The 24,632-nt window shown below is 49.5% G+C and carries 20 protein-coding genes; 4 read left to right on the forward strand and 16 right to left on the reverse strand.

The window, feature by feature from the left end; genetic code table 11:
• Window positions 1-241: 241 nt before the first annotated feature.
• The 9 genes from AC1TPC_RS02445 to AC1TPC_RS02485 form a co-directional block, all read right to left on the reverse strand.
• Window positions 242-2,077: an IucA/IucC family protein gene (locus AC1TPC_RS02445; protein WP_482065278.1), complete on the reverse strand. Its 1,836-nt coding sequence runs from the start codon at window positions 2,075-2,077 to the stop codon at window positions 242-244.
• Window positions 2,074-3,285, reverse strand: a complete 1,212-nt coding sequence (locus AC1TPC_RS02450; protein ID WP_482065279.1) for a type III PLP-dependent enzyme — start codon at window positions 3,283-3,285, stop codon at window positions 2,074-2,076. The genes AC1TPC_RS02445 and AC1TPC_RS02450 overlap by 4 nt, the downstream gene beginning before the upstream one ends.
• The gene (locus tag AC1TPC_RS02455; RefSeq protein ID WP_482065280.1) at window positions 3,282-4,061 is read right to left on the reverse strand and encodes an HpcH/HpaI aldolase family protein; all 780 of its coding nucleotides are present in this window, start codon (window positions 4,059-4,061) and stop codon (window positions 3,282-3,284) included. Before AC1TPC_RS02455 ends, AC1TPC_RS02450 begins: the two co-directional genes overlap by 4 nt.
• A complete protein-coding gene (locus AC1TPC_RS02460; RefSeq protein ID WP_482065281.1) occupies window positions 4,058-5,839 on the reverse strand; it encodes an IucA/IucC family protein in 1,782 nt (593 codons plus the stop codon). Before AC1TPC_RS02460 ends, AC1TPC_RS02455 begins: the two co-directional genes overlap by 4 nt.
• On the reverse strand, window positions 5,811-7,496 hold the full coding sequence (locus AC1TPC_RS02465; protein WP_482065282.1) for an IucA/IucC family protein: 1,686 nt from the start codon (window positions 7,494-7,496) through the stop codon (window positions 5,811-5,813). Before AC1TPC_RS02465 ends, AC1TPC_RS02460 begins: the two co-directional genes overlap by 29 nt.
• On the reverse strand, window positions 7,486-8,907 hold the full coding sequence (locus AC1TPC_RS02470) for an MFS transporter (protein WP_482065283.1): 1,422 nt from the start codon (window positions 8,905-8,907) through the stop codon (window positions 7,486-7,488). Before AC1TPC_RS02470 ends, AC1TPC_RS02465 begins: the two co-directional genes overlap by 11 nt.
• A complete protein-coding gene (locus AC1TPC_RS02475) occupies window positions 8,901-10,259 on the reverse strand; it encodes a diaminobutyrate--2-oxoglutarate transaminase (RefSeq protein ID WP_482065284.1) in 1,359 nt (452 codons plus the stop codon). Before AC1TPC_RS02475 ends, AC1TPC_RS02470 begins: the two co-directional genes overlap by 7 nt.
• Window positions 10,260-10,273: 14 nt before the next feature.
• On the reverse strand, window positions 10,274-11,272 hold the full coding sequence (locus AC1TPC_RS02480; protein ID WP_482065285.1) for a hypothetical protein: 999 nt from the start codon (window positions 11,270-11,272) through the stop codon (window positions 10,274-10,276).
• 243 nt (window positions 11,273-11,515) lie between these two features.
• The gene (locus AC1TPC_RS02485) at window positions 11,516-12,304 is read right to left on the reverse strand and encodes an IucA/IucC family C-terminal-domain containing protein (RefSeq protein ID WP_482065286.1); all 789 of its coding nucleotides are present in this window, start codon (window positions 12,302-12,304) and stop codon (window positions 11,516-11,518) included.
• A gap of 226 nt (window positions 12,305-12,530) precedes the next feature.
• Here AC1TPC_RS02485 and AC1TPC_RS02490 point away from each other — a divergent pair, with 226 nt between their 5' ends.
• From AC1TPC_RS02490 to AC1TPC_RS02505, 4 genes are all read left to right on the forward strand, one after another.
• Entirely contained in the window at window positions 12,531-13,250 is a 720-nt protein-coding gene (locus AC1TPC_RS02490; RefSeq protein WP_482065287.1) for a hypothetical protein, read from the forward strand.
• A 119-nt stretch (window positions 13,251-13,369) separates the two neighbouring features.
• A complete protein-coding gene (locus tag AC1TPC_RS02495) occupies window positions 13,370-14,641 on the forward strand; it encodes a stalk domain-containing protein (protein ID WP_482065288.1) in 1,272 nt (423 codons plus the stop codon).
• A gap of 84 nt (window positions 14,642-14,725) precedes the next feature.
• Window positions 14,726-15,739, forward strand: a complete 1,014-nt coding sequence (locus tag AC1TPC_RS02500; protein ID WP_482065289.1) for a FecCD family ABC transporter permease — start codon at window positions 14,726-14,728, stop codon at window positions 15,737-15,739.
• The gene (locus tag AC1TPC_RS02505) at window positions 15,736-16,776 is read left to right on the forward strand and encodes a FecCD family ABC transporter permease (protein WP_482065290.1); all 1,041 of its coding nucleotides are present in this window, start codon (window positions 15,736-15,738) and stop codon (window positions 16,774-16,776) included. Before AC1TPC_RS02500 ends, AC1TPC_RS02505 begins: the two co-directional genes overlap by 4 nt.
• A 164-nt stretch (window positions 16,777-16,940) precedes the next feature.
• On the opposite strand, the gene AC1TPC_RS02510 is transcribed toward AC1TPC_RS02505, so the two are convergent.
• The 7 genes from AC1TPC_RS02510 to AC1TPC_RS02540 all read right to left on the reverse strand — a co-directional run bounded on the left by AC1TPC_RS02510 (window position 16,941) and on the right by AC1TPC_RS02540 (window position 24,624).
• The gene (locus tag AC1TPC_RS02510; RefSeq protein ID WP_482065291.1) at window positions 16,941-17,312 is read right to left on the reverse strand and encodes an alpha-L-rhamnosidase C-terminal domain-containing protein; all 372 of its coding nucleotides are present in this window, start codon (window positions 17,310-17,312) and stop codon (window positions 16,941-16,943) included.
• Between the two features lie 274 nt (window positions 17,313-17,586).
• Window positions 17,587-17,835, reverse strand: coding sequence for a P-loop NTPase fold protein (locus AC1TPC_RS02515; protein WP_482065292.1), 249 nt, complete (start codon window positions 17,833-17,835; stop codon window positions 17,587-17,589).
• Window positions 17,836-17,888: 53 nt separating this feature from the next.
• The gene (locus tag AC1TPC_RS02520) at window positions 17,889-19,355 is read right to left on the reverse strand and encodes a hypothetical protein (protein ID WP_482065293.1); all 1,467 of its coding nucleotides are present in this window, start codon (window positions 19,353-19,355) and stop codon (window positions 17,889-17,891) included.
• 1 nt (window position 19,356) lies between these two features.
• Entirely contained in the window at window positions 19,357-21,093 is a 1,737-nt protein-coding gene (locus AC1TPC_RS02525; protein ID WP_482065294.1) for a DEAD/DEAH box helicase, read from the reverse strand.
• 390 nt (window positions 21,094-21,483) lie between these two features.
• Window positions 21,484-22,791, reverse strand: a complete 1,308-nt coding sequence (locus AC1TPC_RS02530; RefSeq protein WP_482065295.1) for an ABC transporter permease — start codon at window positions 22,789-22,791, stop codon at window positions 21,484-21,486.
• The gene (locus AC1TPC_RS02535; protein WP_482065296.1) at window positions 22,784-23,689 is read right to left on the reverse strand and encodes an ABC transporter ATP-binding protein; all 906 of its coding nucleotides are present in this window, start codon (window positions 23,687-23,689) and stop codon (window positions 22,784-22,786) included. The genes AC1TPC_RS02530 and AC1TPC_RS02535 overlap by 8 nt, the downstream gene beginning before the upstream one ends.
• The gene (locus AC1TPC_RS02540; RefSeq protein ID WP_482065297.1) at window positions 23,686-24,624 is read right to left on the reverse strand and encodes an ABC transporter ATP-binding protein; all 939 of its coding nucleotides are present in this window, start codon (window positions 24,622-24,624) and stop codon (window positions 23,686-23,688) included. The genes AC1TPC_RS02535 and AC1TPC_RS02540 overlap by 4 nt, the downstream gene beginning before the upstream one ends.
• Between the last annotated feature and the right edge of the window lie 8 nt (window positions 24,625-24,632).

Here is a 24,632-nt window from a genome sequence, read left to right on the forward strand (position 1 = left end):
ATGTCAATGCATCTATTCGCAAAATTTTATGTAGGAATTACTTGTAGATATTGTTTCAGTAAAATATTCACAAAACGAGTACGATGTATGTGAGGAATAAAAAATAACTGTCGAGATATTCTCGACAGCTATCCATAACTACGTTAGTTATCTAAGTTGGGAAGATTATTGCTGAGTATTCCATCGCAATAAGGGATAAGATGATACCTAAGCCGCGAATACAATTTAACAAGCCGCCTGACTAGACGAGCCGTGTACGAAATGGATTATGCCCTACGCCCTTGCCGGACGGCATCGCTCCCGGCACGCCGTCAGCTTCAAGCAGCGGACGGATGACCAGCTTCGACGGCCACGTCTCGCTTTCGAACAACGCACGAAGCAGCGCGTCGCGATCGGCATCCGGAATATCGATATGCGATACGGCCTCCCGCAGCGCCTTCTCCGTGATATCCCACAACCGCTTCTCCGGAACCTTGTAAGCCTCCGACATAGCTTCCATAATCGAAGCCAAATTGACTTGTGTGCCAAGAGATTGAACGTAAAAAATCAATTTCTCGATCGTTTCGTTGTAAAGGCTGTTCGAATAACCCGGCCGAATGTAATATCGAGGATCTTCGATTCCGTGTTTTTCCAGATAAGGCGGGTGCAGACGCACGGAATCGTGATCACGGAACAGCATGCCTGCAACTTTGTCGTCCTTCAGCACGAGGCAGCAATTCTGTCCATGGATTTCCGGCACGATGCCGATCTTGAACAATCGCATTACAATATCATAGAACGTCGCCGCTACGTCCGTGTAGAAGCAAACAGCTTCTTCCAAGGATGGCCTCCCGCCCCGGATTTCCGTCAGGAAATGGCTGTCGTTCCACGTTACTCCCAAAGCTGACATTGGGATGACCTTATATCCCTCTTCCAATATCTCCTTAGGATAGATTCTGACTTGAGCGGCCAGATGGCGCGGATGATCATCGAATAAGCCCATCTCCGGAGGCAAATAGCCCCACCAATGCTTCTCCTCGCATAGGAAGACGCGACCCGCAAGCGTCTCATCAATGGCGACCGCTTGGCGCAGCAAACGCTCTCCGGCAAGCCCGTTCAGCAGCTTCACGACCGGCAAGTACCGCGCGGCCCCTAACGATTTCACGCTGATCGGAAGCTTCAGCATCATCGTCGATTCGGCTGCTGGCGCGAATGAGCGCACCGATGAAGTCGCCAAGAACTCGCCCGCCTGCGTCTCCAGAAGGACGACGGTTCCATCTTCCAGCTCACGGCGGAAATCCGGCAATATTCGGTTGCGGAGCTGCCACGGATGAACGGGAATCAGCGTATACGCCTCCTTCGATAGTCCTTTTCGCGCGAGCTCATCCTCGATGCTCGCACTCGATTGTTCATCGAGTACATCGAGACTATTCACTTCCCCAAGCGCGCATCCGCTAGCAACCGCATCGTTTGCGACAGCAACCCAATGAAGCGCAGTCGCATTTCCAAACTCTGCCATGTACGCCTGATAATCCCGCTCCGCGAACCCGATCTTCGCCTTGGATAGCGGATGAAACGGCCGATCGCGCAAGGAGGAGAGCCGCTCACCTTTGACAAACCACTCGTAAGCCGACTTAGGCGTGAAGTCGAGGTGCTCTCCCGCCTGTTCCAAGCTTAGGCTCAGTTGTTTGACTGCGACGTTTAGCGCTTCCAGAAAATCTGCCACGCCCGGATGAGCGTACGCTTCCTTAGATAAAGCTTGCAGCAGCACAAGACGGCCAATCTCCGCGGGAGAGTTGACGGCGGCCCAGCCCGCCCCCACTTTCTTATAAATAGGCGTATCCATCGCCCACTGAACCCCTTGCCTATAACTGGATTCAACGAGAAAACAGATATCGCCCGCATAGACGGAAGCATGTGGCATGCCTTGGTAAAGGCACCGCACCTCATCGTCCGCCTCCGATAGTTTTTTTGTCGTTTCATCATCGATGACTACAAGCCGCTCCGCCAGAAAAGCGTCCATGAGTTCTTTCCGAATTCTGCGCTCGGCGGCAAGCAGGTTTTGCGACGATAGCGTAATCACTGTGTCCTTCTTCATCTCCGTCCCTCTTCCGTCAGATAATAAAATGCCGGGTGCGGATGACCCAGGAAATCATGGTGGGAAATCGTCCAGCAGTAAGCGCCCGACTTCTCGAAAATGAGAACGTCTCCTGCACGCAGCTGTTCAAGCTCGGCATCGGCATGAAGCCGATCCTTCGGCGTACACAGCTCGCCGACAATCGTTACCCTGCCGCCTTCGGTTTCCGGGCGCGAGAAAGGATAGGCCCATTCGTCCGTTGGCACAACGCGGAACGGATGATTATGCCCCCACGAAGCAGGCAGCCGGTTATGATGCGTACCGCCTCGAATGACAGCGAAAGCTTGATCGTGCGACCGCTTGATATCGATGACTTCGGCCACATAATAGCCGTGATCGGCTACGATGAATCTGCCCGGCTCGAAGATCAATTGCGTATCCCCCAGATTGCGTATTTCCTCGCACTCTGCCAGAAGCGAAGTGAATCGAGCCCAATCGAAGCCCGGTTCGCCGTCGTATGTCACGCCGAACCCGCCTCCCGCATTTACGACCGTAACATCCAGCTCATAGCGCTGCTTCCATGCCTCGACTTTCTGCAAATAGAGACGCACCATATCCACATGCAATTCGGCCAGCAAATTGTTCGAGAGGGAATGGAAGTGGAAGCCGCATAGGCGAGAATGCGTATTGTTCGGTTCCTTCAGCAGCCGAATCGCCTCTTCGATCAGCGGTTCATCGAGCCCGAACGGGCTCGGGCGGCCACCCATCGCGATCTTCGTTTGCGGCAGCGTATTCGTTCTCAAGTTGACCCGCAGCAAAATTTCGGTTGGCCGGTTCAATGCCTTCGCCAGTCCGATGATTTTTTGAAGCTCCAGAAGGCTTTCCACATGGAAATACGTCACATTGCTCTGCATGGCCAGCTCCAGCTCGGTGTCTTTCTTCCCCGGACCGCCGAAGAGAATCGGAACGCTGGTCGATACTTCCCGTACCTTTAACAATTCGCCGATCGACGCCACTTCGAAGCCCTTCACGAGCGGCAGCAGCGCCTCGATAATCCGTTTGTCCGGATTGGCTTTGATTGCATAGAACAAGCTGGTTTGCGCTGGCATCGTCCGCAGCATGCCTTTAACATGCGCTCGAATGCCCGCCAAGTCGTACACGTACGCGCATACCGGCTCTCGGCTCGCCCCCTTCCATTCGGCAATCAAACGATTAATTTCCTTGCTCATTTCCGCTCCTCCATCACCTTTCGATAGTCGTTCCGCTTGTTCATATACGCGCGGAAAGCCGTATTCCGGTCGTCCCCCAGCACGAAAATATTCACGCCCCGCTCCGCCCACCGAAGATGGCCAGCCGTGCTTCGCGATACGGCCGCATACGGCACGCCGAATTTCGTTGCCGTCTCCTGCACGCGCTCCAACTGGCGCTGCACCTCCGGATGCTCGGTCTCCCAAGGCACGGACAGCGATTGCGACAGATCCGCCGCCCCTTCCAAGACGAAACCGACATGCGGTGCTGACAAAATCTCTTCGCGGCGATTTACGCCCTCCACGCTTTCGATCATTGGAACGATCAGAATTTCCCGGTTTGCTTCTGCGATGTAGTCCGACAAGGAATATTTTGCGAAAACACCCGGCCGGCCGCTGTTCAAGCTCCTCATTCCAATCGGGTGGTAATAGGCGCAGCGCACAGCCTCCTCGACTTGCCCCCTGCTCTCCACGTGGGGAATAACGATGCCTTGCGCGCCGCAATCGAGCACCTTTAGAATTTCGCCGCGATCCACCTTGGAGATTCTGACAAGCGGCGTCAGATCGAGCAGCTCCGCCGCACGAATCAACTCTTCGATCGTCTCCATGTTCGTCGAAGCGTGCTCATAATCGATAATGACGAAATCGTAGTCCGCATGGCCGATCAGCTCTACGACGATCGGGTGCGGAATAGAGACGAACAGTCCAAAGACCTGCTCGCCCGCGCCGATTTTTTCCTTCAACCTATTCCGTCTCATCGCAAGGTTTCCTTTGCCCGCTGCAGCGGGTTTTGCGCCTTGCGGAAATACAATTCACCGTCGCCGTAGATTCGGCGCTTTGTCATCTCTTCAATGAGACCGTCTTCGGAGAAGAGATCAAACAGCTCGAACCGTTCCCTATATTCCGGGTGATCGCTCTGATAACCGAGAATTGTCTTCGTGCATTTGCTCCAAAATTCCGTTTCGCTGAGCCCGAATTTCTCGAGCGTGAAGCCGATTTCCGTCATGCAGATGAAGAAGAACGCATCATAGGTGTAATCTCTCACTTCCGAAGCCGATTCCGCCTGGAGGAACGAGTAACGGTTGAATTTGCGATGCGTCACCGGCTCCGGATGAAGCTTCGGTGCCCACTCCGGATGCAGCAGCTTGCCGGGAACGTAACGAACCCCGTCATGCAAGTCTTTTACGATGATTCGAGTCGGCAGCTCGTTCTCAAGGACAAGAATGATGTTCTGTGCATGTGATTCCAGCGCGATGCCATGGGCGTACAGCAGATGAATGATCGGAAGCGTAACCGCCTTGATCAGCGCATCGCTCCACGCTTCCACTCCGTAACGATCTATCGCGGTTTGGATAAAAGACTCTCCGTTTCGCTGCACGAGTGAAACTGCGTTTAACGGCCAGGCTTCTTCCTGGGGCGCAAGGTAAGTGGATATATTCTCCCGATAGATGGCGCCAAGCGTACCGTAGGCCAAACCCTGCGCAAGCGCCGGCAGCGCTTCGTATCGAAGCGAGACGCCCATCACTTCCCTTAAAATTTGAAATCTCTCGCGGCTCAGCAGCGCATCGTTCCGGATAATCCGCTGCAGCCAGTCGCTGATCTTCGGTGCGTTCTGCGTCGTATGATGCGCGAGAATGCGGCTCGTCGACGTGTTGGTGATGCTCAGCGCCAGTTTTATATAAGCGGCGCCTGCATGGTCCCGGCGGGACAACGTCCGAATCGACTGCTGCGCCCGATACGGGCTTTGCGACGCACCCAGCAACACGATTTCTTTGTTCATCAACTGCTTTACATAGAGCGTAGGGATCCGATGCTCAACTTGCCATGGATGCAAGGGAATAAAAACGTATCTCCCGGCATCGCAGCCTTTTGCTTCCAGTAAGCTATTGAAGGTTTGTCTGTCTTCGTCCGTCAAATGATCGAGATGAACCGCATCCGCAGCCGTCTCGCCCGATACTGAAATGTCTGCAAGCCTTTCATGAACCGCTGCCCAATGCAGCGCGACGGCATGATTGAATTCCGGACCATAGGCTTCGTTATCCGCCAGCGAGAACCCTATCCTCGATTTGTAGCTCGGATGATACGGATGCCCGTCCGCCATATGACTCTCCAGTGCTTCATAATGCCGATCCTGCGCCGGAACGCGCTCTGGCTGGAACGTCTTGGCTTGATGATCCTTCGCCAGCGTCTCGAGCAGCTCGCCCACGAACTGCATGACATGCGCTCCATCCAAGCTGTTCGCAACGACTTCTTCGAGAAAGCGGTAAAGATCGGCGCAAGGCTCCCCCTCTCTTCGGATTGAATTTTTGACGAGCTTCACGCGGCCAAAAGACGCTTTCTCCTCCGCCAAGCACGAATAGGAGACCGTCTCCCCGTTCATCTTTCTCCCCGTCAGCATCCACACCTCGCCCTGTCGCTCGACGTCAATAATCTGCTCGAACAGGAAGGCTTCCATCGTCTGACGCATGATTCTCTCCGCGACTTCATCCAAGGCGTTTATCTTCGCATCATTTGACAAGCATCTTGTTGATTCCATTCGCTTCACTCCCTATTGTCTTCATTGCATTGTTTACGGGTGCGTAAGACGGCGTCTCGCTGTTCCCCGCAAGGCAACTGATCAAATTCCTCTTCGCGTAGAACACATCCGCCGTCAGCAGGTGAAGAACGTATTCGTTTCCCGTTTCCGCATAGGCTTCCGCCAAAACCTCCCGCACGACCGCCCACAACCGCACTTCTTGCATCTGGACATCCCTGGCTATCGCGTGTATCAAAGAACCGAGATGGTTAACGATAAAGTAGTAGTCCGTGCGCGCCCAGCATTGTTCTTTCTCATAAAAAAGAGGGCTCGCCGCGTCCTCGCTTGGCAGCGCCTTCTCCCAATTCACGCTAACGCCTTCCAAGTCCCGGATTACGAACGCATGCGGCATGCCGTCCTTGATCGTAAGCAAGGTGTTCTGCAAATGCGCTTCGAAATGAATGCCATGCTCTTCCGCCGCGCGAACGATCGGCAGAAGGGAGATGGCCAAGTAACGGCGGAACCATCGTTCAATGGGAACGCGCCGATCGATCAACTCGAATAACCGGCAAGGCTCGCCCGGCACTGGTGCCTCGATTAGGCTCGACAACACATACGTCGACGTCGCGTCGAATTCAACCCTGCGATACGCGACCGTCAATAATCTGGAGATATTCTCATCATCGAAACGGCAGCCGCATACGCCTTCCTCATAGGCGATCCGTGTCGCCTCTTCGTCCCCGAAGCAGTTCCTCCCCAGCAGATAGTTCGACGCATCCAACGTTCGACGCATCTGCTCACGGCTGTTGTTTCTTCTCAGATTGGTAATTTGAATGTTTAACGGCAGCTTGATGTTGCAGGCCATATCGGGTATATAGACGGTGCGCACCGAGGAAGTCGGATAGACCGTCGGGCCGCAGCTTCCCAGCAGAACGATCTTCTCTTCCCGAATATAAGCCCTCACGGCTTGAACCGTCTGCACGTGTTCATACTGCCAAGGATGAACCGGCAGCACGCGGTATGCGTCCCTCTTCTCCCGAAGCATCAGTCTCGCTTTCGCTTCAACGCTCCTCGGGAGATCGACCCGACTGCTGCCGGATACCCATTCCTCCAAATAGACATCTTCTCTCACAGCCAAAAAACTCAACTGATAAGAAGCACGAAGCTCCGGACTGAATTTTCTCGCTTCCTCTTCGGTGAATCCTAGCGTATTCTTCGGAAAAGGGTGAAAGGGGTGCCCGTAGAGCAAGGATTGTTCGGAGGACAAGTAGTCCCGAACTGGATATTCAGCCGAATGTTGTAAGTAAAAGACCATGTTCCGGCAGCTGTTGCCGACCTTCTCCGCCAAATCATCGGCCAGCCCGGCCGCGATAGACGGATCGCGATGGCGAATCTCCTCGGCGATGTAGCGGACCAAAGCGCCATAGTCCAACTGTTGCCCGCCATTTGTGTAAAAATCCATATATTCGTGCTCGCCCATTGCCGAATAATAAGCAAGCTTGCCCGAAATCGCAGCACTGCTCGCCGGGAACGAGACTGCATACGTCCGGTTAGCCGGGTGAAGCGTAATCCCGCTGGCGGGTTCTTCGCCAAACTCCCTGATATAACAATTCAACAACGTTTTGCATGCATGCGCGTTGGCTTGTTCGCGGATTCCCGTCCGCAATTTATTTTCCATGTCCGATAACCGCACCTGCCCTCTTCTTATTTATCATAAATACAAGCGGCAACGTCAGGACCATCAAGACGCCCAGCGCGATGCACTCCTCTTGTAGCGTTATCCATTTCGCGCGCGCGGCCGTATCCCCCGACCGGGCGATCATCTGCCACCGGAAGTCATAAAAGACAGCCAGCAGCATAACTGCAAATGAAGAAGCCAAACGCTGGATCGTATTGGACAGCGCCGATCCTTCGTGCAGGTCCTCTTCAGGCAACGCTTGAAGTCCGATCGCCGTCATCGTCATATCGGACAATCCGTTGCCAATGCCCCTTAACGCCATCAGACAAATCACGAGAATCAGCGAGACACCCGCTGGCACGAATGCAAAAGACAATACAGACGCCGCAACAAATCCGATGCCATAAGCGATGAATGTCAGGGATTTGCCCGCATCGAGCCAATTGCCGCCCACCCAGACGAACAGGCTCGTGAAAACAGCAGTCGGAATAAACAAGGCCCCCGCTACAAATGGCGACAGATGAAGCACGTCTTGAAAGATCAGCGGCATGACGAAGATGACCCCGAACATGACCGCATCCTGCACCGTCGAGATCAGCAGCGCAACCGTGAACACGGGGCTGCTGCGCAGCAGCCCGTAACGGATCAAAGGTTCTTCCTGGGCTTGCTCATTCCGGATGAAGCCAATCAGCATCAGGACGCCTGCCAGGAACATCAGGCATGTGACCGCCTTTGGAACGGCGGAATTGGATACGAATTGAAGGCTCAGGCTAATTGCAGCAAGACTGGCCACAATCATCACAATGCCCTGAAAGCGGATGGTTTTCCTCTTGGCAGGACGATAGGATTGAATCTGGGTGCAGCACAGCACGAATGAGATCAGTGCGAACGGAACGTTCATCCAGAAAAGCTGCTCCAGCTTGCCGAACTGCATGATGAAGCCGCCGAGCGTCGGACCGATCGCGGGTGCGATCGTCAGCAGCATTCCCCAAATGCCAACTACCCTTCCCCTCGTTTCTTGTCCGTAATAATCAAATAACAGCACGAGGGAAAGCGGAATCATCAACCCTGCGGCCACGCCATGCATGACGCGCACGATCAACACGATCTCCATGTAGCTGTGAAACAGCCCGCCCAGAATGGAGAACAATCCGTATAATCCGATTCCCGCAATATACGTCCACTTGCGGCCGAGTCGATCCACAACAAGCGATGTCAGAGGCATCGTAATCGTCATGGCCAACATATAAAGAATGATGATCCATCCGCTTAACGCGGTCGAAATCCCGTACGTTTGGACAAAGCTCGGCAGCAGCGTATTGAATGCGCTGTTCGTCAGCACCAAGGAGAAGGCGCCGATAAGAATCGCGAGCAGCACGGAATGCTTCTTCGCCTGGGCGAAAATCAGCATGGATATTTCGCCGTCTCTACGGCTTCCAGCACCGATTTCTCGAAAATCGAAAGCACTTCCGCCGTTTCCCGCTCCGTGATTGTCAGCGGCGGCAAGAACCGCATGACGGCAGAGCGGCGACCGCCCACTTCAATGATCAGACCATTCTTAAAGCATCTTTCTTGAATCTTGGAAGCCAGCTCACCACTCGGCGGAAAATGCCCGAGCCAGTCCTTGCGTCCGCTGGGATCGACGATTTCGACGCCGATCATGAGGCCTCTGCCGCGTACGTCGCCTATTTCTTCGACCTTCTCCTGCAAGCGATCAAGCGCGTTGAAAAATTGATCGCTGCGCGCTCTCACATTCGCAAGCACGCCGTATTCCTGTATGTATTTCAATGTCGCGAGCCCCGTTGCCATGCCCAGCTGGTTGCCGCGGAACGTCCCTGTATGAGCCCCCGGCTTCCATTGATCCAATTCTTCCTTGTAAATCACGACCGACATCGGCAAGCTGCCGCCTATCGCTTTCGAGCAGACGATGATGTCAGGCACGATTCCTGCATGCTCGAAAGAGAACATCGTTCCGGTTCGGCCAATGCCTGTCTGCACCTCGTCCACGATCAATGGAATCCCCCTCTCGGCGGTAATTCGGCGCAATTCTCTTAGCCATTCGATATCGGCCGGAATTGCGCCGCCTTCCCCTTGAACAGTCTCTACGATCATGCCGCAGGGAGCCGCGATGCCGCTTTCGCAATCATCCAGCAAATTCTCGATATACTGCGCGCTGATTCGGGCCGTCATACCTTCTCCAACGCCGAACGGGCAACGATATTCGTAGGGAAAAGGCAGAAAGTGAACATCCGGCAGCAAGCTCTGCAAATGCTGCTTCTTGCTCAGATTGCCGCTCATCGCCATCGTCGCCTGGGTCGAACCGTGATAGCCGCCTTGGAATGCCAGAATAGACTTGCCTTTGGTCGCGTTCTTGGCGAGCTTAATAGCTGCTTCCACGCCGTCTGCGCCGGTCGGGCCGCAGAATTGGATTTTGGTTGTATCTCTTAACGGCTCGGGAAGAATCGAGAAAATCTCTTGCATGAACGCCAGCTTCAGCGGTGTGGCCAGATCCAATGTATGCAACGGAATTTGCTTCGCCAGTACATCCTTGATGGCCGCGACAATTGCTTCGTGGTTGTGGCCTAGCGCCAATGTTCCCGCGCCTGCCAAGCAATCGTAATAAGATTTGCCTTCCGTGTCAGTGATCAGGATGCCTTTCGCTTTGTCGATGACAAGCGGAAAGTGCCGCGGATACGACTGGGCATTCGACTCCTTCTCGTTCTGCAGCTCTAGATAGGACTTCCCTACGCTCGCCGATATCATTATCAATCGCTCCTTTATTCCTCGAATAGGTATTGCAAATAGATTTTGACCGGGTCAGAAGAACCTCCCTGAAAGAAAATGTGGGGATCGATCATATCCGGCAAAGCATTGACCTCCAGAATCCCTCCATTCTCATCGTCCAGCGGAAGACCGATATCTTTGCAGCGGATATCTACGCCGGCTACGTCGACCTGCAATGCTTTTGCAGCCTCAATCGCAATATCGATATTCATCCGGCATATTTCCGCGGTTCGGTCTGTCACCACTTCGCTGATGTCATTCGCCGCTATATTCCCTCTTGCGAATAGCTCTACCCGCATCCCTTTCTCAACGATGTCATGAACGTTCATGCCCTGCTCCCGCAGGTGGAGGAGCACGATATCCGATTCCGCATCAATCGGCTGAAACGAACCAACCGTTCCCGCGGCGTTGCGCTTAAGCTGCTGCTCGTTCAATCCGTTAATAAGCTGCCCGACCGTCGAACGGCCGTCGCCTTCGACGAACGCGGGCCGGTATTCCAAGACGCCCACCGCTTTGCCCGCGATGACCAATACCCGATAATCGCAGCCCTCCACGTATCGCTGAATCATGACGCTCTCGCTATGCAGACGCGCTGTTCGAATGGCTTGATCCAAGCCTTCCTGGCAACGAACGCCTAGCGTCACGCCAATGCTTTTGTTCAAGTCCAGCGGCTTCACGGTGACGAGACGATGCTCGCACAAGAAGCGTTCAGCTTCTTCACCCATTCCAAAGACGACGATATGCGCCGGCACCGGCAGCCCTCGTCTTCGCAGGAGAAGATTGGTCGCCTCTTTGTTCTTGGCCAGCAATCCCGCCATTAGCGGCATTTTGTGCGATCTGGTCTTGTTGATAATAATGCTCTTGCCTTCATAAGACAGCTCGAGAAAATCTTCATTTCCCGGAATCAGCGGCTTGCAGGCGATTCCCAATTCTGCTGCCTTGCTCATAATGAGTTTGTTCTGCGGGTTCTGAACCTGAGCTTCAGGTTTCAAAGCCACCCCTCCCAGACGACAAGCGAAACGTGGTGTTATGCTTTTGTCGATTTTATTTGATAATGATAATCAATATCATTATGCATGCCTATCATAAGAGAAAGCATTCCTAATTGTCAATATTTATAAATTGATGAGTTATCTTGTCAGCTTGTAGGTTGTTGTGGAGACGGGGAAATATCCGAAGTGAGAGAGATCAATTGGGGTTAGACATGCCTTCTAAACAACAGTATCGATAGGCGGTTAACCGCCTATCGATGCCAGTTCGTGTTTTATTTTAGGACAGCTAGCACAATAATCGTTAGGGTCATCCGAGGCCTGATAGTATAAACAACAGGTTTTACGAAGGCGAATAGGCGCTTCCGAAGCGCAGGTAATGACCTTGGGGCTATCGAATTTGGCAAGCGGATTCTTCGTTTCACCGAATAGATGCGCAGGCGCCGCGGTACGCAAATAGTGATAGTCAGCTTGAATTCGTGCTTGCTGGACGGGGTCGGCGCCTTCTGCGAATTTGTTCTCGTACAGCCAATATACGTAGATCGCCGTATTCTCCCACAAAACGGAAATGGAGATCGAAGCTGATTTGGACATAGCACGCCAGGCTTTGGCCAGATTGTCAGCGAACACATTGCGGATCACAAGGTCTCGCCATTCGTCGCGACCGCCCTCCTCGGGCCTAACGACATTCCAATCGGCTAAGCGCACCTTTGGCAGCCAGGCTTTGCCTTGATGGTGGGATTCAACATGGCAGTTACCGATAGAATAATCCAGGCTTTTGTCATATCTGCTCATGGCGTAAAGGCTGGATGCAAGAATTAAGAAGCTGTATCTCTTGGCGAACAGCGAGGCGTTCGCCTTGCTGGATGTCGCTTCGAAGATGCTGGAAACCTTCTCTAAATAAGCCAAACTTTTGTCTCGATCCAACAGGTCGATTGCTGGAATAGAGTACCATCTGTCCACCGACGGCTCCAACGCCAAGCGGTGATCCTTTACTAATGCGTCGATTTCTTCAGGCATATATTGAAATAGCATCTCTTTTCCCTCGTTTACTTAGATTGTTCTGCCCTTGCCGTACGGCACGCAAATCGGCGTTCCTGCATCTCTCCTTTATTTACCATAAATCTTAATCGCTTGGTAAGGCGATGTCAATGATATTGATAGTCATTATTAATTAGATGTTGAAATTGGACGATATTTCCACTAGAATACGTTTGAAGTCAGAAGCCGACGAATCATATAAGCATGGGAGGAACTTTAATTGAAACACACTTTTACAATCGCCCTCGTAACAGCGCTGTGCCTCACGACGGCCTGCGGCTCTTCACCGTCATCGAATCGATACATAGAGAAAGGGGCTCAGCCTACGAGCGAGCAGACCGCAAACGAGCAGACCGACCAGAAGGTTCAGCCAGAGCAGACGCCTAGCGAGCAGATCGCCCAGTCCGAGCAGTTGAAGCAAGACACGCCCGACAGTGAAACACAGGCCGAAACGGCGACAACAACCGAGAGCCCGGCAAAGGAACAGCACGCAATACCAACAAGCAAACCTTCAGCTAAGTCGTTTAAGCCTCAAAAGCCGCAGGAAGCCAAGAAGGACAATGCGTCCATCGGCAAAGCCGTCACGGATTCCATCATGGATAAAAGGAATGATACTGCAGTCGCGGAGGACCCAGAAACCTTAAAGCTAAAAACGTCCATACCAAACATCCGCGAGCTCGTCAAAGACCTGAAGCAGCAAGCAGAGAGCGGCGACGTGAAAAAAATCGCAGAAGTCTCCTCTCAAATCTCGCAGGGTTGGAACGGTATGAAATCGGACGTCGAAGCCTCCCATCCGGATATGCTGAAATTTTTGCAAGAAAAAATCGACAAATTAAATGAGCTGCAAGCCGCCGAAACGCTCGACACGAGCGCAATTCTGCAGCTGGACTACGAACTGTATCAAGCATTTCGTCAATTGGCCGACAAAGCAGGCATTTAAAAAGAAAATCATTATTTGGTAAATTATTCTTGACAAACAAGAGAGTAATGATCTACTTTAATTGATAGTGATAATTATTATCATTACTACATATCTCGAAAGGTGGATTTCTGTTTCCCATGATTAAACCAACGCTCCGAATAATCGCTTTATGTCTTTCTTTCCTGCTTGCAATCATCTCCATCCCGTTTGCCGCAACAGCGGCCGCTGCGCCGATCAAAGTCGTGCTCGACGGCAAGCAGCTCAGCTTCGACGTTCAACCGCAGGTCATTAATGGAACCACGATGGTCCCCTACAGTGTGATTACATCCAAATTTGGCGCTGCCTTAAGCCTGAATTCGAAAACAAAACAGCTGAAAGTCACGCGGGGCAAAACGACCGTGGAATTAACGATCAATAGCAATAAAGCAACCGTTAACGGGCAAGCTGTTAAGCTTCCCGTCAATGTCGTCGAGAAGAACGGCCGCACGCTCGTGCCGCTCCGTTTCCTCGGCGAAGCGTTCAGCTTGTGGGTCAACTGGAACGCCAGCACGCGAACGATTGATATCGATACGAAACGCATGATCGATCATGCTTTAGGTCAAACGACACTCACGTCCGTTCCAAAGCGCGTCGTCGTCTTGTTCAACGGCATGGTAGACATCTCGCTCACACTGAGTGTCAAGCCTGTCGGTGCGGTTGAGTCATGGGTTCAAGCTCCTTGGTACCACTACCTGCGCGCGGACATGGTCGGCGTCAAAAATCTTGGCAGCGAGCTGCAGCCTAACATGGAGGCCATCGTCGCCTTGAAGCCGGACTTAATTATCGGAGCGAAGCCTCGCCATGAGAAAATCTACAGCCAATTGTCCAAAATCGCACCAACCATAATGGTCAACCAACTGTTCGAATGGAAAACAAACCTGGATATCGCCTCCAAGGTATTCAACAAAGAAGACAAAGCCGCCGCTTTCATGAACGATTGGAACAAGCGAGTATCGGAATTCAAAGCCAAAGTCAAAGACCGAAACGCCGAGGTATCAATCGTCCGCTTCTACGATGACAATTCCGCTCGTATTTACGTTACCGGATTTGCCGGTTCCGTGTTGGAAGAGCTCGGCTTGAAACGGCCTAAATCACAGCAATCGCCTGACAAAGTGTTCGTCGATCTTGATTCGCAGGAGCAGATCCCGCTCATTAACGGCGATATCATCTTCGACATCACGTCCAGCAACAGCGGAGGGGACGAGTTCAAGACGCAGGCAGAATGGCAGAAGAATCCACTATGGAACAATCTCAAAGCCGTCAAAAATAACAAATACTACAAAGTTAACGACATTACCTGGAACATGTCCGGCGGCGCTACCGCGGCGAAAATGATGCTGGATGATCTGTTCTTCTACTTCGATATCTAAACAATGAAATATAGATTGCGACGCGGGGAAGAATGGGCCGAATAGGTCCGTTCTTCCTCGTGTTGCGGGAATGGAGCGGCGATCATGGAAAGGTTGTTCTCCGGAAACCTCGCTAAGAGCTCCGGTCTTGTGCTTGGCCTTCTCGTCTTGATTGCGTGCTTGTTCAGCAGCTTGGCGTATGGTATCACGATGATCAGTTGGAGCGACGTGTACCATTCTTTCACGCAATATGACGAGGCTTCTGACGCGCAAATCATCGTACAAACTTCACGCGTACCGAGGGCATTTACCGCGGCTGTGATCGGTGCCAGCCTTGCTGTTGCCGGTTCGCTGATTCAAGGATTGACGAGAAACCCGCTCGCCGATCCCAATATTCTTGGAATCAATTACGGCGCATCCTTCGCCATCGTATTCGCCGTCACCCAGCTATCCGTCTCCTCGTTGCCTGTGCTAACGGGCGTTTCCTTCGTAGGCGCTGCAGTAGCCGCCATCGCAGTGTACCTGCTGGGATCGGTCGGCCGCGACGGCTTGACGCCGCTTAAGATCATCTTGGCGGGAGCCGCGCTGAGCGCTCTGTTCTCTTCGTTCACACAGGGGATGCTCGTTCTCGACGAGCAGGGGTTAAGCCAGGTTATGTTCTGGCTGGCCGGATCAGTGGCGGGCAGATCGCTTGCCATGCTGAAGAGCGTGCTGCCGATTATGGCAGCAGGATGGATCGGCGCGCTCTGGATCGCAAGGCATATGAATGTGCTGACGATGGGGGAGGATACGGCGCAAGGCCTCGGACAGCGAACAGTATTCGTCAAGCTGGCCGCCGGCCTGATCATCGTGGCGCTTGCCGGCAGCTCCGTTGCGGTGGCGGGTCCCGTCGGCTTCATCGCGCTCATCGTGCCGACGATAGCCCGCCTGTTCTCCGGCAATGATTACCGCTGGAATATTCCTTACAGCGCGATTCTCGGCGCGATTCTCGTGCTCGCAGCCGACGTCGCGGCGCGCTTCGTCATCCAGCCGGAAGAGCTTCCCGTCGGCATTATGACCGCGATCATCGGCATTCCAGCCTTTATCGCGATCGCTAGAAAGGGGATAGTCAAGAAGTGAAACCCCATATACGCATCCGATTTGAGCGAATCCCTGTTTCTTTTTTCATTCAGAAGAAAACAATAATGCTGACGGTCGTGCTTGCAGCCGCATCCGTTGTCCTCTTCCTGCTGAGCGCTTCGCTCGGGGATATTCGCATCCATCCTTTGGATGCCATCCGCGTGATTCTCGGAAGCGGTACCGAAGAACAGCGGCTTATCGTTCATACGCTTCGTCTCCCCCGAATCGTCGCCGCGTTTCTCGTTGGCGCCGCACTTGCCGTCGCCGGGTCGATTTTGCAAGGCATTATTCGCAACCCGCTCGCTTCCCCCGACATCATCGGCATTACGAGCGGCGCTTCCCTTGCGGCGGTTGCGTTCATCAGCTATTTGGCGGGGACGGTCAGCATCGCCTGGCTGCCGATTGCCGCGATAGCTGGTGCGGGCATTACATCATTACTGATCTATTTGCTCGCATGGAAGAGAGGCGTGACATCGATCCGTCTCGTACTCGTCGGAATCGGCATCAACTTTCTGTTTGGTTCGATCACCAAAGTCATACTGATCAAGAGCCCGGAGTTTACAGCTTCGCAGGCCTACGTGTGGTTGACGGGCACGGTGTACGGCACCGATTGGAGCATTGCCTTGATGATCTTGCCGTGGCTGGTCGTCTTCATCCCGCTCGCATTCGTATTCGCTCGGAACATCAACGTGCTTCAGCTCGGGGACGATGTCGCGGCAAGCGCGGGAAGCGCCGTTCAGCGGCAGCGCTTTACTCTGCTTATGATTAGCGTTGCGTTAGCCGGAGCCGCTGTATCTGTAGGCGGGGCGATTTCGTTCGTCGGACTCATTACGCCTCATATAACCCGCAAGCTGGTCGGTCCATCGTTTGGCGGCATGCTGCCTGTGTCGGCCCTGCTCGGCGGGTTGATCGTCGCCGCGGCGGACACGGTCGCAAGGACGGCATTCTTGCCGTACGACATCCCGGTCGGCGTGTTCACCGCCGGCGTCGGCGCTCCGTTCTTCATTTATTTGCTTTATCGCAATCGAAATTCATAAACGAATCGGCTTCCCTGCACCTGTCTTTCGTTTCCCTCAACGGTTCCGCCAGAGCGGCGCAACTACGACAAAAAGATCACCAAAAGGGGTGATCTTTTTGTTATAGTGACTTCGTTGATTATTAATTGAGACATGTCGTAGAAATTTTCAGAAATAAATCCGTACTAACAGCCGTTAGAAAGTGTATGAATAACCGTTACCCCCTCGGGCGCTTGAATGTTCGCATGGATGATGTCGTTTTCGTCCAGATGCCAATCGACCAAAATGATGCCATTCGGTGTTTGTACAGATCCGTGACATTCACGAATGCCTCCCACCGGCTTCGGGTTAAACCGTACAGTCGCAAATCCGGTATCAACCGGCTCCACGCCAAGCACAGTTTGACATATCCATTGAACGGGAGTACTTGACCATGAGTGGCATAGGCTCATCCGATAAGACTCATAAGCTGTATAAGTGGTCAGCTCGTCATGAAAGTCTGATCCGGAATCCAGCTTGAACGCCTCCCAGAATGTAGTTGCCCCCTTCTCCAACATGCCTCCCCATACGGTCTTAATGATATTGTATGCTTCGTCGTGTCTTCCAAATAATGAATAGCATTACGCCACTGCACCATATGAGATTGTAAGTACGGCAACAATAAGGGTGTTTAACCGATAAAGATAAAAGCGAAACTGATCACAATCTGGAGAGGCATGAATAACCCTCTATCAAAAAAATCAGAAATTAGTTCAGACATTGTTTTTTTCTTTTGGGTAGGGACAGACAATTGGTGATATAGTTTATCTTTAAGCTCCTCCTCATTCCCACCTAGCTCAAGTTAAATGTAATTGGAAAGATATATTTATTTCTCGTGCTATCCTCTTCAAGCGTATTTAAATACATTTCTTTTATAGAACTTTTCCCTACACCCCACGATCCCAATAAACCAATGCTGTAAGGAGCCTCATGTAATTCAATTAAACTTTGAAGTGCTTCAGAGTAATGTCGATGACCAAATTCATCCGATTCAATTGATTGAATCTCCCTATCTATTGCAGATTGCATGGCTGTACTCACACACACCTCCTATAATTAATGACTTTTCTAGTAACGATCCTTGGGATGGTATACTACTTCTTCTTATTAAACATTCCGAATACTTGGATCTCCACAATGCGATCTTCCTTCTTGTCATAAATGACAAAAAACTCTTTGAATAAAAGTCCTTTTCCTAGTAAGACAATTCGATTTCCCTTCTCGGCGTACTCAAATTTCTTTGATTTAGTTGGATTTGGAATAGCCTTTAATATTCGTTGAATTATAGGTGTTATTGAGCTTATGGGAGCTATGGACTTACACAGAGGACATAGGCTGCCTGGATTGCAATTACCGCAATAGAATTGGTTGCAATTTGTGCAAAGATACTGCTCTTCTTCAGCACAAGCCTGTAAGCAGATATGGCAATTGATATGATGAGAGTTACATAATGGAAGCTTTGTTACACTTGATAGCGTCATACACGAAATACAAATGAGATCCGTACAAACCTTGCATTTATTCAACTTTCGATCATCAAAGAGCTTATTGCACGTCGTACATACAAACGTATGTTTTTCTGTAACTAAAACATGATCACTAGAGATTGTAAACGGTCCTTCCGTAGAACCACTAATTGTACATCGAACGGTTAATGGTTTATCACCATGAACCTTGAGAAGAGTATGCCCAGACTTACTATCGATTCGTACAGTCGCATGTTCAACAATATTTCTTGCCACCAATATAGCTACAGGTTCAATCATTACTTCGCTTTCTGACATCGAGAATTTTATTTCTTGCTGATGAATTAGTGCTACACGCTCTTTATGCAGTAAATCAATTTCCGTCTTGGGTTCATTTCCTTTTGATGTTTCTCCACCTTGGTTATCAGCAATGAGGGTATCATAATAGTCGTTTATTCGGTTGATCTCATTTAGTAATTGGTTATTTGTTTGTTTCGTAATTTTGTCAACAAATCGTTCAGCATCTTTAGAAGCCTCAGTTAATACATTAGAAAGAGCTAAATCCAACTTTTCTCTAGTTAGCCCGTCTACCGGAGCAGTTGTACCTTCTATTAAAATCTGTTCCAAACTTTCAAGTAGAGTGGTGACTACTCCTGTCTCGAGATCAACCTGAAAGCCTTTAAGGTACTCCTCTACTAATTGTCCGTGAACTGTTGTTTTACACCAAACATACAGCTTATCCGAATTGATACTTTCCTCATTTAATATTTCAAGTTCACAGCTTGGGAACTTAGTTGTAATTTCATTAACTAATCGCTCAATTGTCTGCTGCAATAGGATATGCCCGACCCCATGATTTTGCTCAGCAACTAATTTGGCTAACTTCTGTGTGAAGAACGATTCAAACGTAATGTATGTTTGCTTTGGGTTTGAAGTCTGAATAAAACTTATCTGATATTCTCCAACACCTGAGAACTCATTCTTAAGATATTGAGGGATCATAATATGCATCAGATGCTCGGAAATCGTTACTACATCAATACCCAAAAATGAACAACTTTCTTTTATAAAATCTTTAAGTTTGAAAAATTCCAATTTAGGCACCTACTCCGATATGATCTAATATTTTTGTTGTCTGATCTATATCCCCTTCCAACTCTTGTTTGGCTTTAAGCATATCCTCACCGATCGCTCTTAATTTATGTTCAATTTCAGATGCATGGGCAGACTCTAATATAATCTTGCCGATTCTAACTTCGAGTGAATCATCCTCTACTTTCATATAGGAGAGGATCGTATCTAGCTCCCCAATGACAATCTCAAATAGATTAACTTTCGAGGTTAAAATATAAAGTAGGTACTCATCAATGGTTCCTTTAGTCGGCATCGTAAATATCTCAACATCATTTACTTGTCCGAAACGGTGTACTCGTCCAATCCGTTGTTCGATTCTCATCGGGTTCCAAGGAAGGTCATAATTGATCAATCGATGACAGAATTGTAGATTGAGGCCCTGTCCACCTGATTCTGTTGATATAAACACTTGGCAATCTCCATCTCGAAATCGTTCGATAGACATTTGCTTTTCGCTGGAGGAGAGACCTCCCTGATAGGTTGTAAAAGTAACGCCATGATCGGTAAACACTGACTTTAACATTTCGATGGTCGCAAGATATTCAGAATACACGATGACCTGAGTGTTATTGGCTTTAATAATTTTCAATAGTTCTAATGTTTTTGTAGGAACAGTGATACTTTCACCGAAACTAATAAGATCTTCACATATTTTTTGATCATCTAATCCTGATAACCGCGGCAGCATTCGATTCTTAAGGGTCCTCAAGGTTGATTGTGGGCTGCTGCAATTTTGCTTAAGAAGCATCATAAGAATGAGAACAATTAAATTGATTTCCGTCTTATCCCAGCCAATAGGAATTTGACCATCGACATATTTACGATAAATATTTCTACAGAAATCTATCACCTGATTATGGAACTCCCTTTCGATATCAGACAACTCGATCTCCATGCTATAAACATGTCGTCTTGGTAACTCCACTAATGTATTAGCTCTTCGATTTCTGATCATCACATTATTTAGAAGATCTTTAAGATTTTGAATATTTTTGGGTGTATAACGGTTAATAATATACTCTTCTCTGAATAGTTTTCGACTACGTAAATACCCTGGTTTTAATATGTTCACGAGATTATATAATTCTCTAATATCATTCTGGATAGGTGTAGCAGACATAAGCAACGTGTTTATCTTACTTATGCTGTAAATGAATTTGTATGTAGCTGTAGTGTGATTTTTAAGACAGTGTGCTTCATCCACGACAAGGAGATCAAAAGTACGTTCACTGATTTTTCGCTTTCTTTCCTCAGAACGCACGAGCCCAGGAATGGATGAAATAATAAAGTTAGATGTCTCCCATCCTGACTCTTTGCTGTCCTTAAGCTCAATATTAAATTTCTCATTTAATTCTTCTTTCCATTGTTCCACAAGTGGGGCAGGTACAAGGATTAATACGGACTTGATGAGCCCTCTAGTGTAAAGTTCCTTAATAATTAATCCTGCTTCTATTGTTTTTCCCAGACCGACCTCGTCAGCTAATATCGCGCTTCCTTGCATATCACGCAATACTTTCAATGCCGCATCAGTTTGCCATTGGCGTGGTTCTATTTCTATTTCCGAAAGACATACTAAACGATCAAATCCTTTTTGGAGACGAATTTCCTGAGATTGGAGTTCCAATCTAACGTTCATGCTCGAAGATCTACCTGATAATAGTGCTTGCATCTGAGCTTCTGTAGGCATAACTACTTTCAACTAGAATACCCCCAAGTACGACTTTAGTAATATTGTACCAGATATTGTATGTTGTTTACTGTCGATAATAGTCGTTAAATATCAAAATTGATAATTTAAAAGTTATCCTTATGGGTGATTGCTATCTAGAATATCAAGCCTCATCCTTTGTTCCTATTCATGAAATATTTCCTTCCATTAACCGTATTTTCGATATACCTGACTTTTTTTAATTCTTCATAACCTTTTATATTAACTCTGTATTTTAAGTTAAAATTGAAAAAACCAGTAAGATCAAGGGTTTTGATCCTACTGGTTCATTTAGTTTGTCTCAAGTAGATGATATACAAATTCTAAGTCTTAATAAAAATTGTCTCACTTATAGGTATTACCCACAGTTTTCAAATAATCCTAAATCTTATAAGCCTTCATAGCTTTGCGAAGCTCTTTAAAGCTGGGACGCTTGCCGTACATCAATACGCCCGTGCGGTAAATTTTGGCCGAGAGCCATACAGCAGCGTAGATGGTGACGAGCAGAATACCGATCGATGCCCACACTTCCCATACTGGAGGATCGGTCAAGCCTAGTCTCAGCAGCATAACAAACGGCGAGAAGAATGGAACGAAGGAGGATACCTTCACTAGAATGCTATCCGGACTTGAAATGCTGAATATGGAAATGTAGAAGCCTGCCAGCGAAAGCATCGTAATCGGCAGCACCGCCTGACCCAAATCCTCTGTACGACTGACAATGGACCCCACCGCAGCGAACAACGTTGCGAACAAGAAGTAACCCGTCAAGTAGAACAGTACCGCATACAACAGCAGCATTGGATCAATTTTTGTTAAATCGATATTGAACTGGCCTAGCATTTTATCGTTATGCGGCAGCGATATGTTTACGATAATTACGAGCACGTAGATCGTAATTTGGATAAGCCCCACCAAAAACATGCCGACGATTTTACCGAACATTTGCTTAAGGGGCGATACGCTCGTAATAAGAAGCTCCATAACGCGCGAGCTTTTCTCTGCTGTAATTTCCGAAGCGATCAATTGACCTGTAATCATAATAGCCATGAACAGAAGGACGACGATGAAGTATACGAGTCCCATATTAACGGCTTGCTCTTCCGGTGTTTTGCCATCGCCGACATTGCCTGCGCCTTCGCTAGCGGAAATTTGTACCGATGCGATTTCGATCGGTGCATTAAGCAGCGCTAGCTGCTTATCTGTTAATCCAGCATCCTGGAGCACGGTAGCTTGACGAATCGCTTGAAGACCATTCTGAATTGAGCTAGTCAGATCAAATGCCAGCAGCTTCTCGGATTTATACGTGATTTCCGGAAAGCCACTGTCTGTCATTTTGCCAAAAGCCAAGTAGCCTTTAATGTCTTTAGCCGTAATCGCCTGCTTCAGCTGCTTCTCGTTCTCTGCATCTGTGCCTTTATCCTCGTAAGGAACAAGCTTTACTCCCGGCTTCTCCTGCAGCTCAAAATATGCTTTAAGCTGGTCACCCGTCGCCGCACCTTCTGCTTGTGTGGATTGAATATAACCAATATTAGTTACTTTGTCGCCGCCGCCGAATTGCGAGAAAATATAAGGTAGATTTATAGCGATTGTCATAATAGCGGCAATAATAAGCGTCGTAACGAGGAATGCTTTGCCTCTGAATTTATTTTTTAACGTAAAGCCAACAACTGTCCAAAAATTACTCATGGCTATCACCGCCTACTGTTTTAATAAAGATTTCGTTTAAGGTAGGTTCCTTAATTTCGAATCTTGAAATGTTCGACTGTTCAAGGGCATGTCGCAAAATCTCTCCGCCTACCGCTTCATTTGCAATGCCAACTTCATAGCCGTACTCATGGCGGTTAACGCTGGTAACCCCGGCAATCCGCTCGATACCCGCAACTTCTTTCTCCGTGCTGAGAATGACGCGCTCCTTCGGAAATTGCTTCTTAATATCCTTTAAACTCCCCTTTAGCACAACATTTGAGCGGTGCAAAATGGTAATGTTCCGGCATAGCTCCTCGACATGCTCCATCCGGTGAGTGGAGAATAGGATGCTCGTGCCTGAGTCTCGCAGCTCCTTCACCGTTGATTTCAATAGCTCGACGTTAACCGGATCAAGTCCGCTGAACGCTTCATCAAGGATGACGATTTTCGGAGAATGAATAACACCAGCGATAAATTGAATTTTTTGTTGATTGCCCTTGGATAGCTCTTCTACCTTCTTGTTGTAATACTCCGGTACCTCGAATCGGTCCAGCCACTTCTTCAAGCTTTGCTCCGCATCCTTCTTCGACATGCCGCGCAGCTGAGCTAGATAAATCAGCTGGTCGCTAACGCGCACCTTCGGATACAAACCTCTCTCCTCCGGCAAATAGCCAAGATTGCGGAGCTGATCATTGCTGTAAGCTTTTCCGTTGTACAAAATTTTTCCTTCATCCGGGTAAATAAGGCCTAACACCATTCGCATCGTCGTTGTCTTGCCTGCACCATTGGCGCCGAGCAGGCCGTAAATTTCACCCTCGCTAACCTCTAAACTAATACCGTTGACAGCTGTTTTATCCCCGTATTGCTTAACAACATTTTCTACTATTAATGGATTCATTTCGTTGCTCCCCTCGATTCATTCGTTCTTGTACTTAATCGATCCTGCATAAGCAGCGCATTCATAATTTCATCGAGCTCAAGTGCCTGCCTGCTGACGATCTGGTAACCTTCCGCAGCACACCATTGTTCAGCTTCAGCTGCTTTATTCGTCGTTATGCGGTACGTTATTCCACCCGTATGCTCCACGCCGCATTGGCCTGGAATCAACGCTGCCTTCTTCGGATTTAGCCCCGTGCCGCTGACAAAGATCGTAAACCAGCTGCTGAACAGCTCATCCTTCTCATAGATGCCAAGCACCCGTCCCTGAGCCATAAATACGATAAAATCGGCAAGACGTTTCACTTCTTCAATAATATGGGAGCTCATGAGAATGGTCCGATCGCCGCGGTCCATATACCGATGAAGCACCTCGATCATCGTTTTCCAAGCAAGCGGATCAAGTCCTGAGGATGGTTCATCGAGCAATAGCAGATCAGGATGATGAGCCAGCGCTAACGCAAATTCGAATTTGCGGCGCATCCCCTTTGACATTTTGCCAAGCACTTGATTATCATCGACCTCAAGAATATGCAGCAGCTCGCGATAGCGATTGACATCCCAGTTGTCATACCAAAACCGGTGAAATGCTGCCTTCTCCGTCCCCATCATGCTATCCTCGTGTGCAGAAGATTGATCATGCAAATACCCGATTCTTTTCTTTAGCTCAGTGCCGAGCCCCTTCTCTACTTGATGACCAAGCAGCTGAATCGAGCCCTCATCCGCTTTATCGAGATCAAGCATCAAGCGGAACGTCGAGCTTTTGCCGCAGCCGTTAGGACCAACAATAGCTGTAATGTAGCCGCTCGGAATACTCATATGAAGCGGTCCTAGCTTGAAATTCGATCGGTTCTGCACAACGCCGTCCAGTTGAATGGCAATCGTATCCTCCATCATGCGTCCCA

It is taken from the genome of Paenibacillus sp. Y280 (assembly GCF_056786335.1).

Excerpts from the sequence above, each read along its gene's own strand:
- AC1TPC_RS02500 (WP_482065289.1), top strand. The coding sequence starts at position 14,726 with ATGGAAAGGTTGTTCTCCGGAAACCTCGCTAAGAGCTCCGGTCTTGTG.
- AC1TPC_RS02465 (WP_482065282.1), bottom strand. The coding sequence starts at position 7,496 with ATGGAAAATAAATTGCGGACGGGAATCCGCGAACAAGCCAACGCGCAT.
- AC1TPC_RS02445 (WP_482065278.1), bottom strand. The coding sequence starts at position 2,077 with ATGAAGAAGGACACAGTGATTACGCTATCGTCGCAAAACCTGCTTGCC.
- AC1TPC_RS02450 (WP_482065279.1), bottom strand. The coding sequence starts at position 3,285 with ATGAGCAAGGAAATTAATCGTTTGATTGCCGAATGGAAGGGGGCGAGC.
- AC1TPC_RS02530 (WP_482065295.1), bottom strand. The coding sequence starts at position 22,791 with ATGAGTAATTTTTGGACAGTTGTTGGCTTTACGTTAAAAAATAAATTC.
- AC1TPC_RS02455 (WP_482065280.1), bottom strand. The coding sequence starts at position 4,061 with ATGAGACGGAATAGGTTGAAGGAAAAAATCGGCGCGGGCGAGCAGGTC.
- AC1TPC_RS02485 (WP_482065286.1), bottom strand. The coding sequence starts at position 12,304 with ATGCTATTTCAATATATGCCTGAAGAAATCGACGCATTAGTAAAGGAT.
- AC1TPC_RS02470 (WP_482065283.1), bottom strand. The coding sequence starts at position 8,907 with ATGCTGATTTTCGCCCAGGCGAAGAAGCATTCCGTGCTGCTCGCGATT.
- AC1TPC_RS02475 (WP_482065284.1), bottom strand. The coding sequence starts at position 10,259 with ATGATATCGGCGAGCGTAGGGAAGTCCTATCTAGAGCTGCAGAACGAG.
- AC1TPC_RS02495 (WP_482065288.1), top strand. The coding sequence starts at position 13,370 with ATGATTAAACCAACGCTCCGAATAATCGCTTTATGTCTTTCTTTCCTG.
- AC1TPC_RS02510 (WP_482065291.1), bottom strand. The coding sequence starts at position 17,312 with ATGTTGGAGAAGGGGGCAACTACATTCTGGGAGGCGTTCAAGCTGGAT.
- AC1TPC_RS02540 (WP_482065297.1), bottom strand. The coding sequence starts at position 24,624 with ATGATGGAGGATACGATTGCCATTCAACTGGACGGCGTTGTGCAGAAC.
- AC1TPC_RS02535 (WP_482065296.1), bottom strand. The coding sequence starts at position 23,689 with ATGAATCCATTAATAGTAGAAAATGTTGTTAAGCAATACGGGGATAAA.
- AC1TPC_RS02460 (WP_482065281.1), bottom strand. The coding sequence starts at position 5,839 with ATGGAATCAACAAGATGCTTGTCAAATGATGCGAAGATAAACGCCTTG.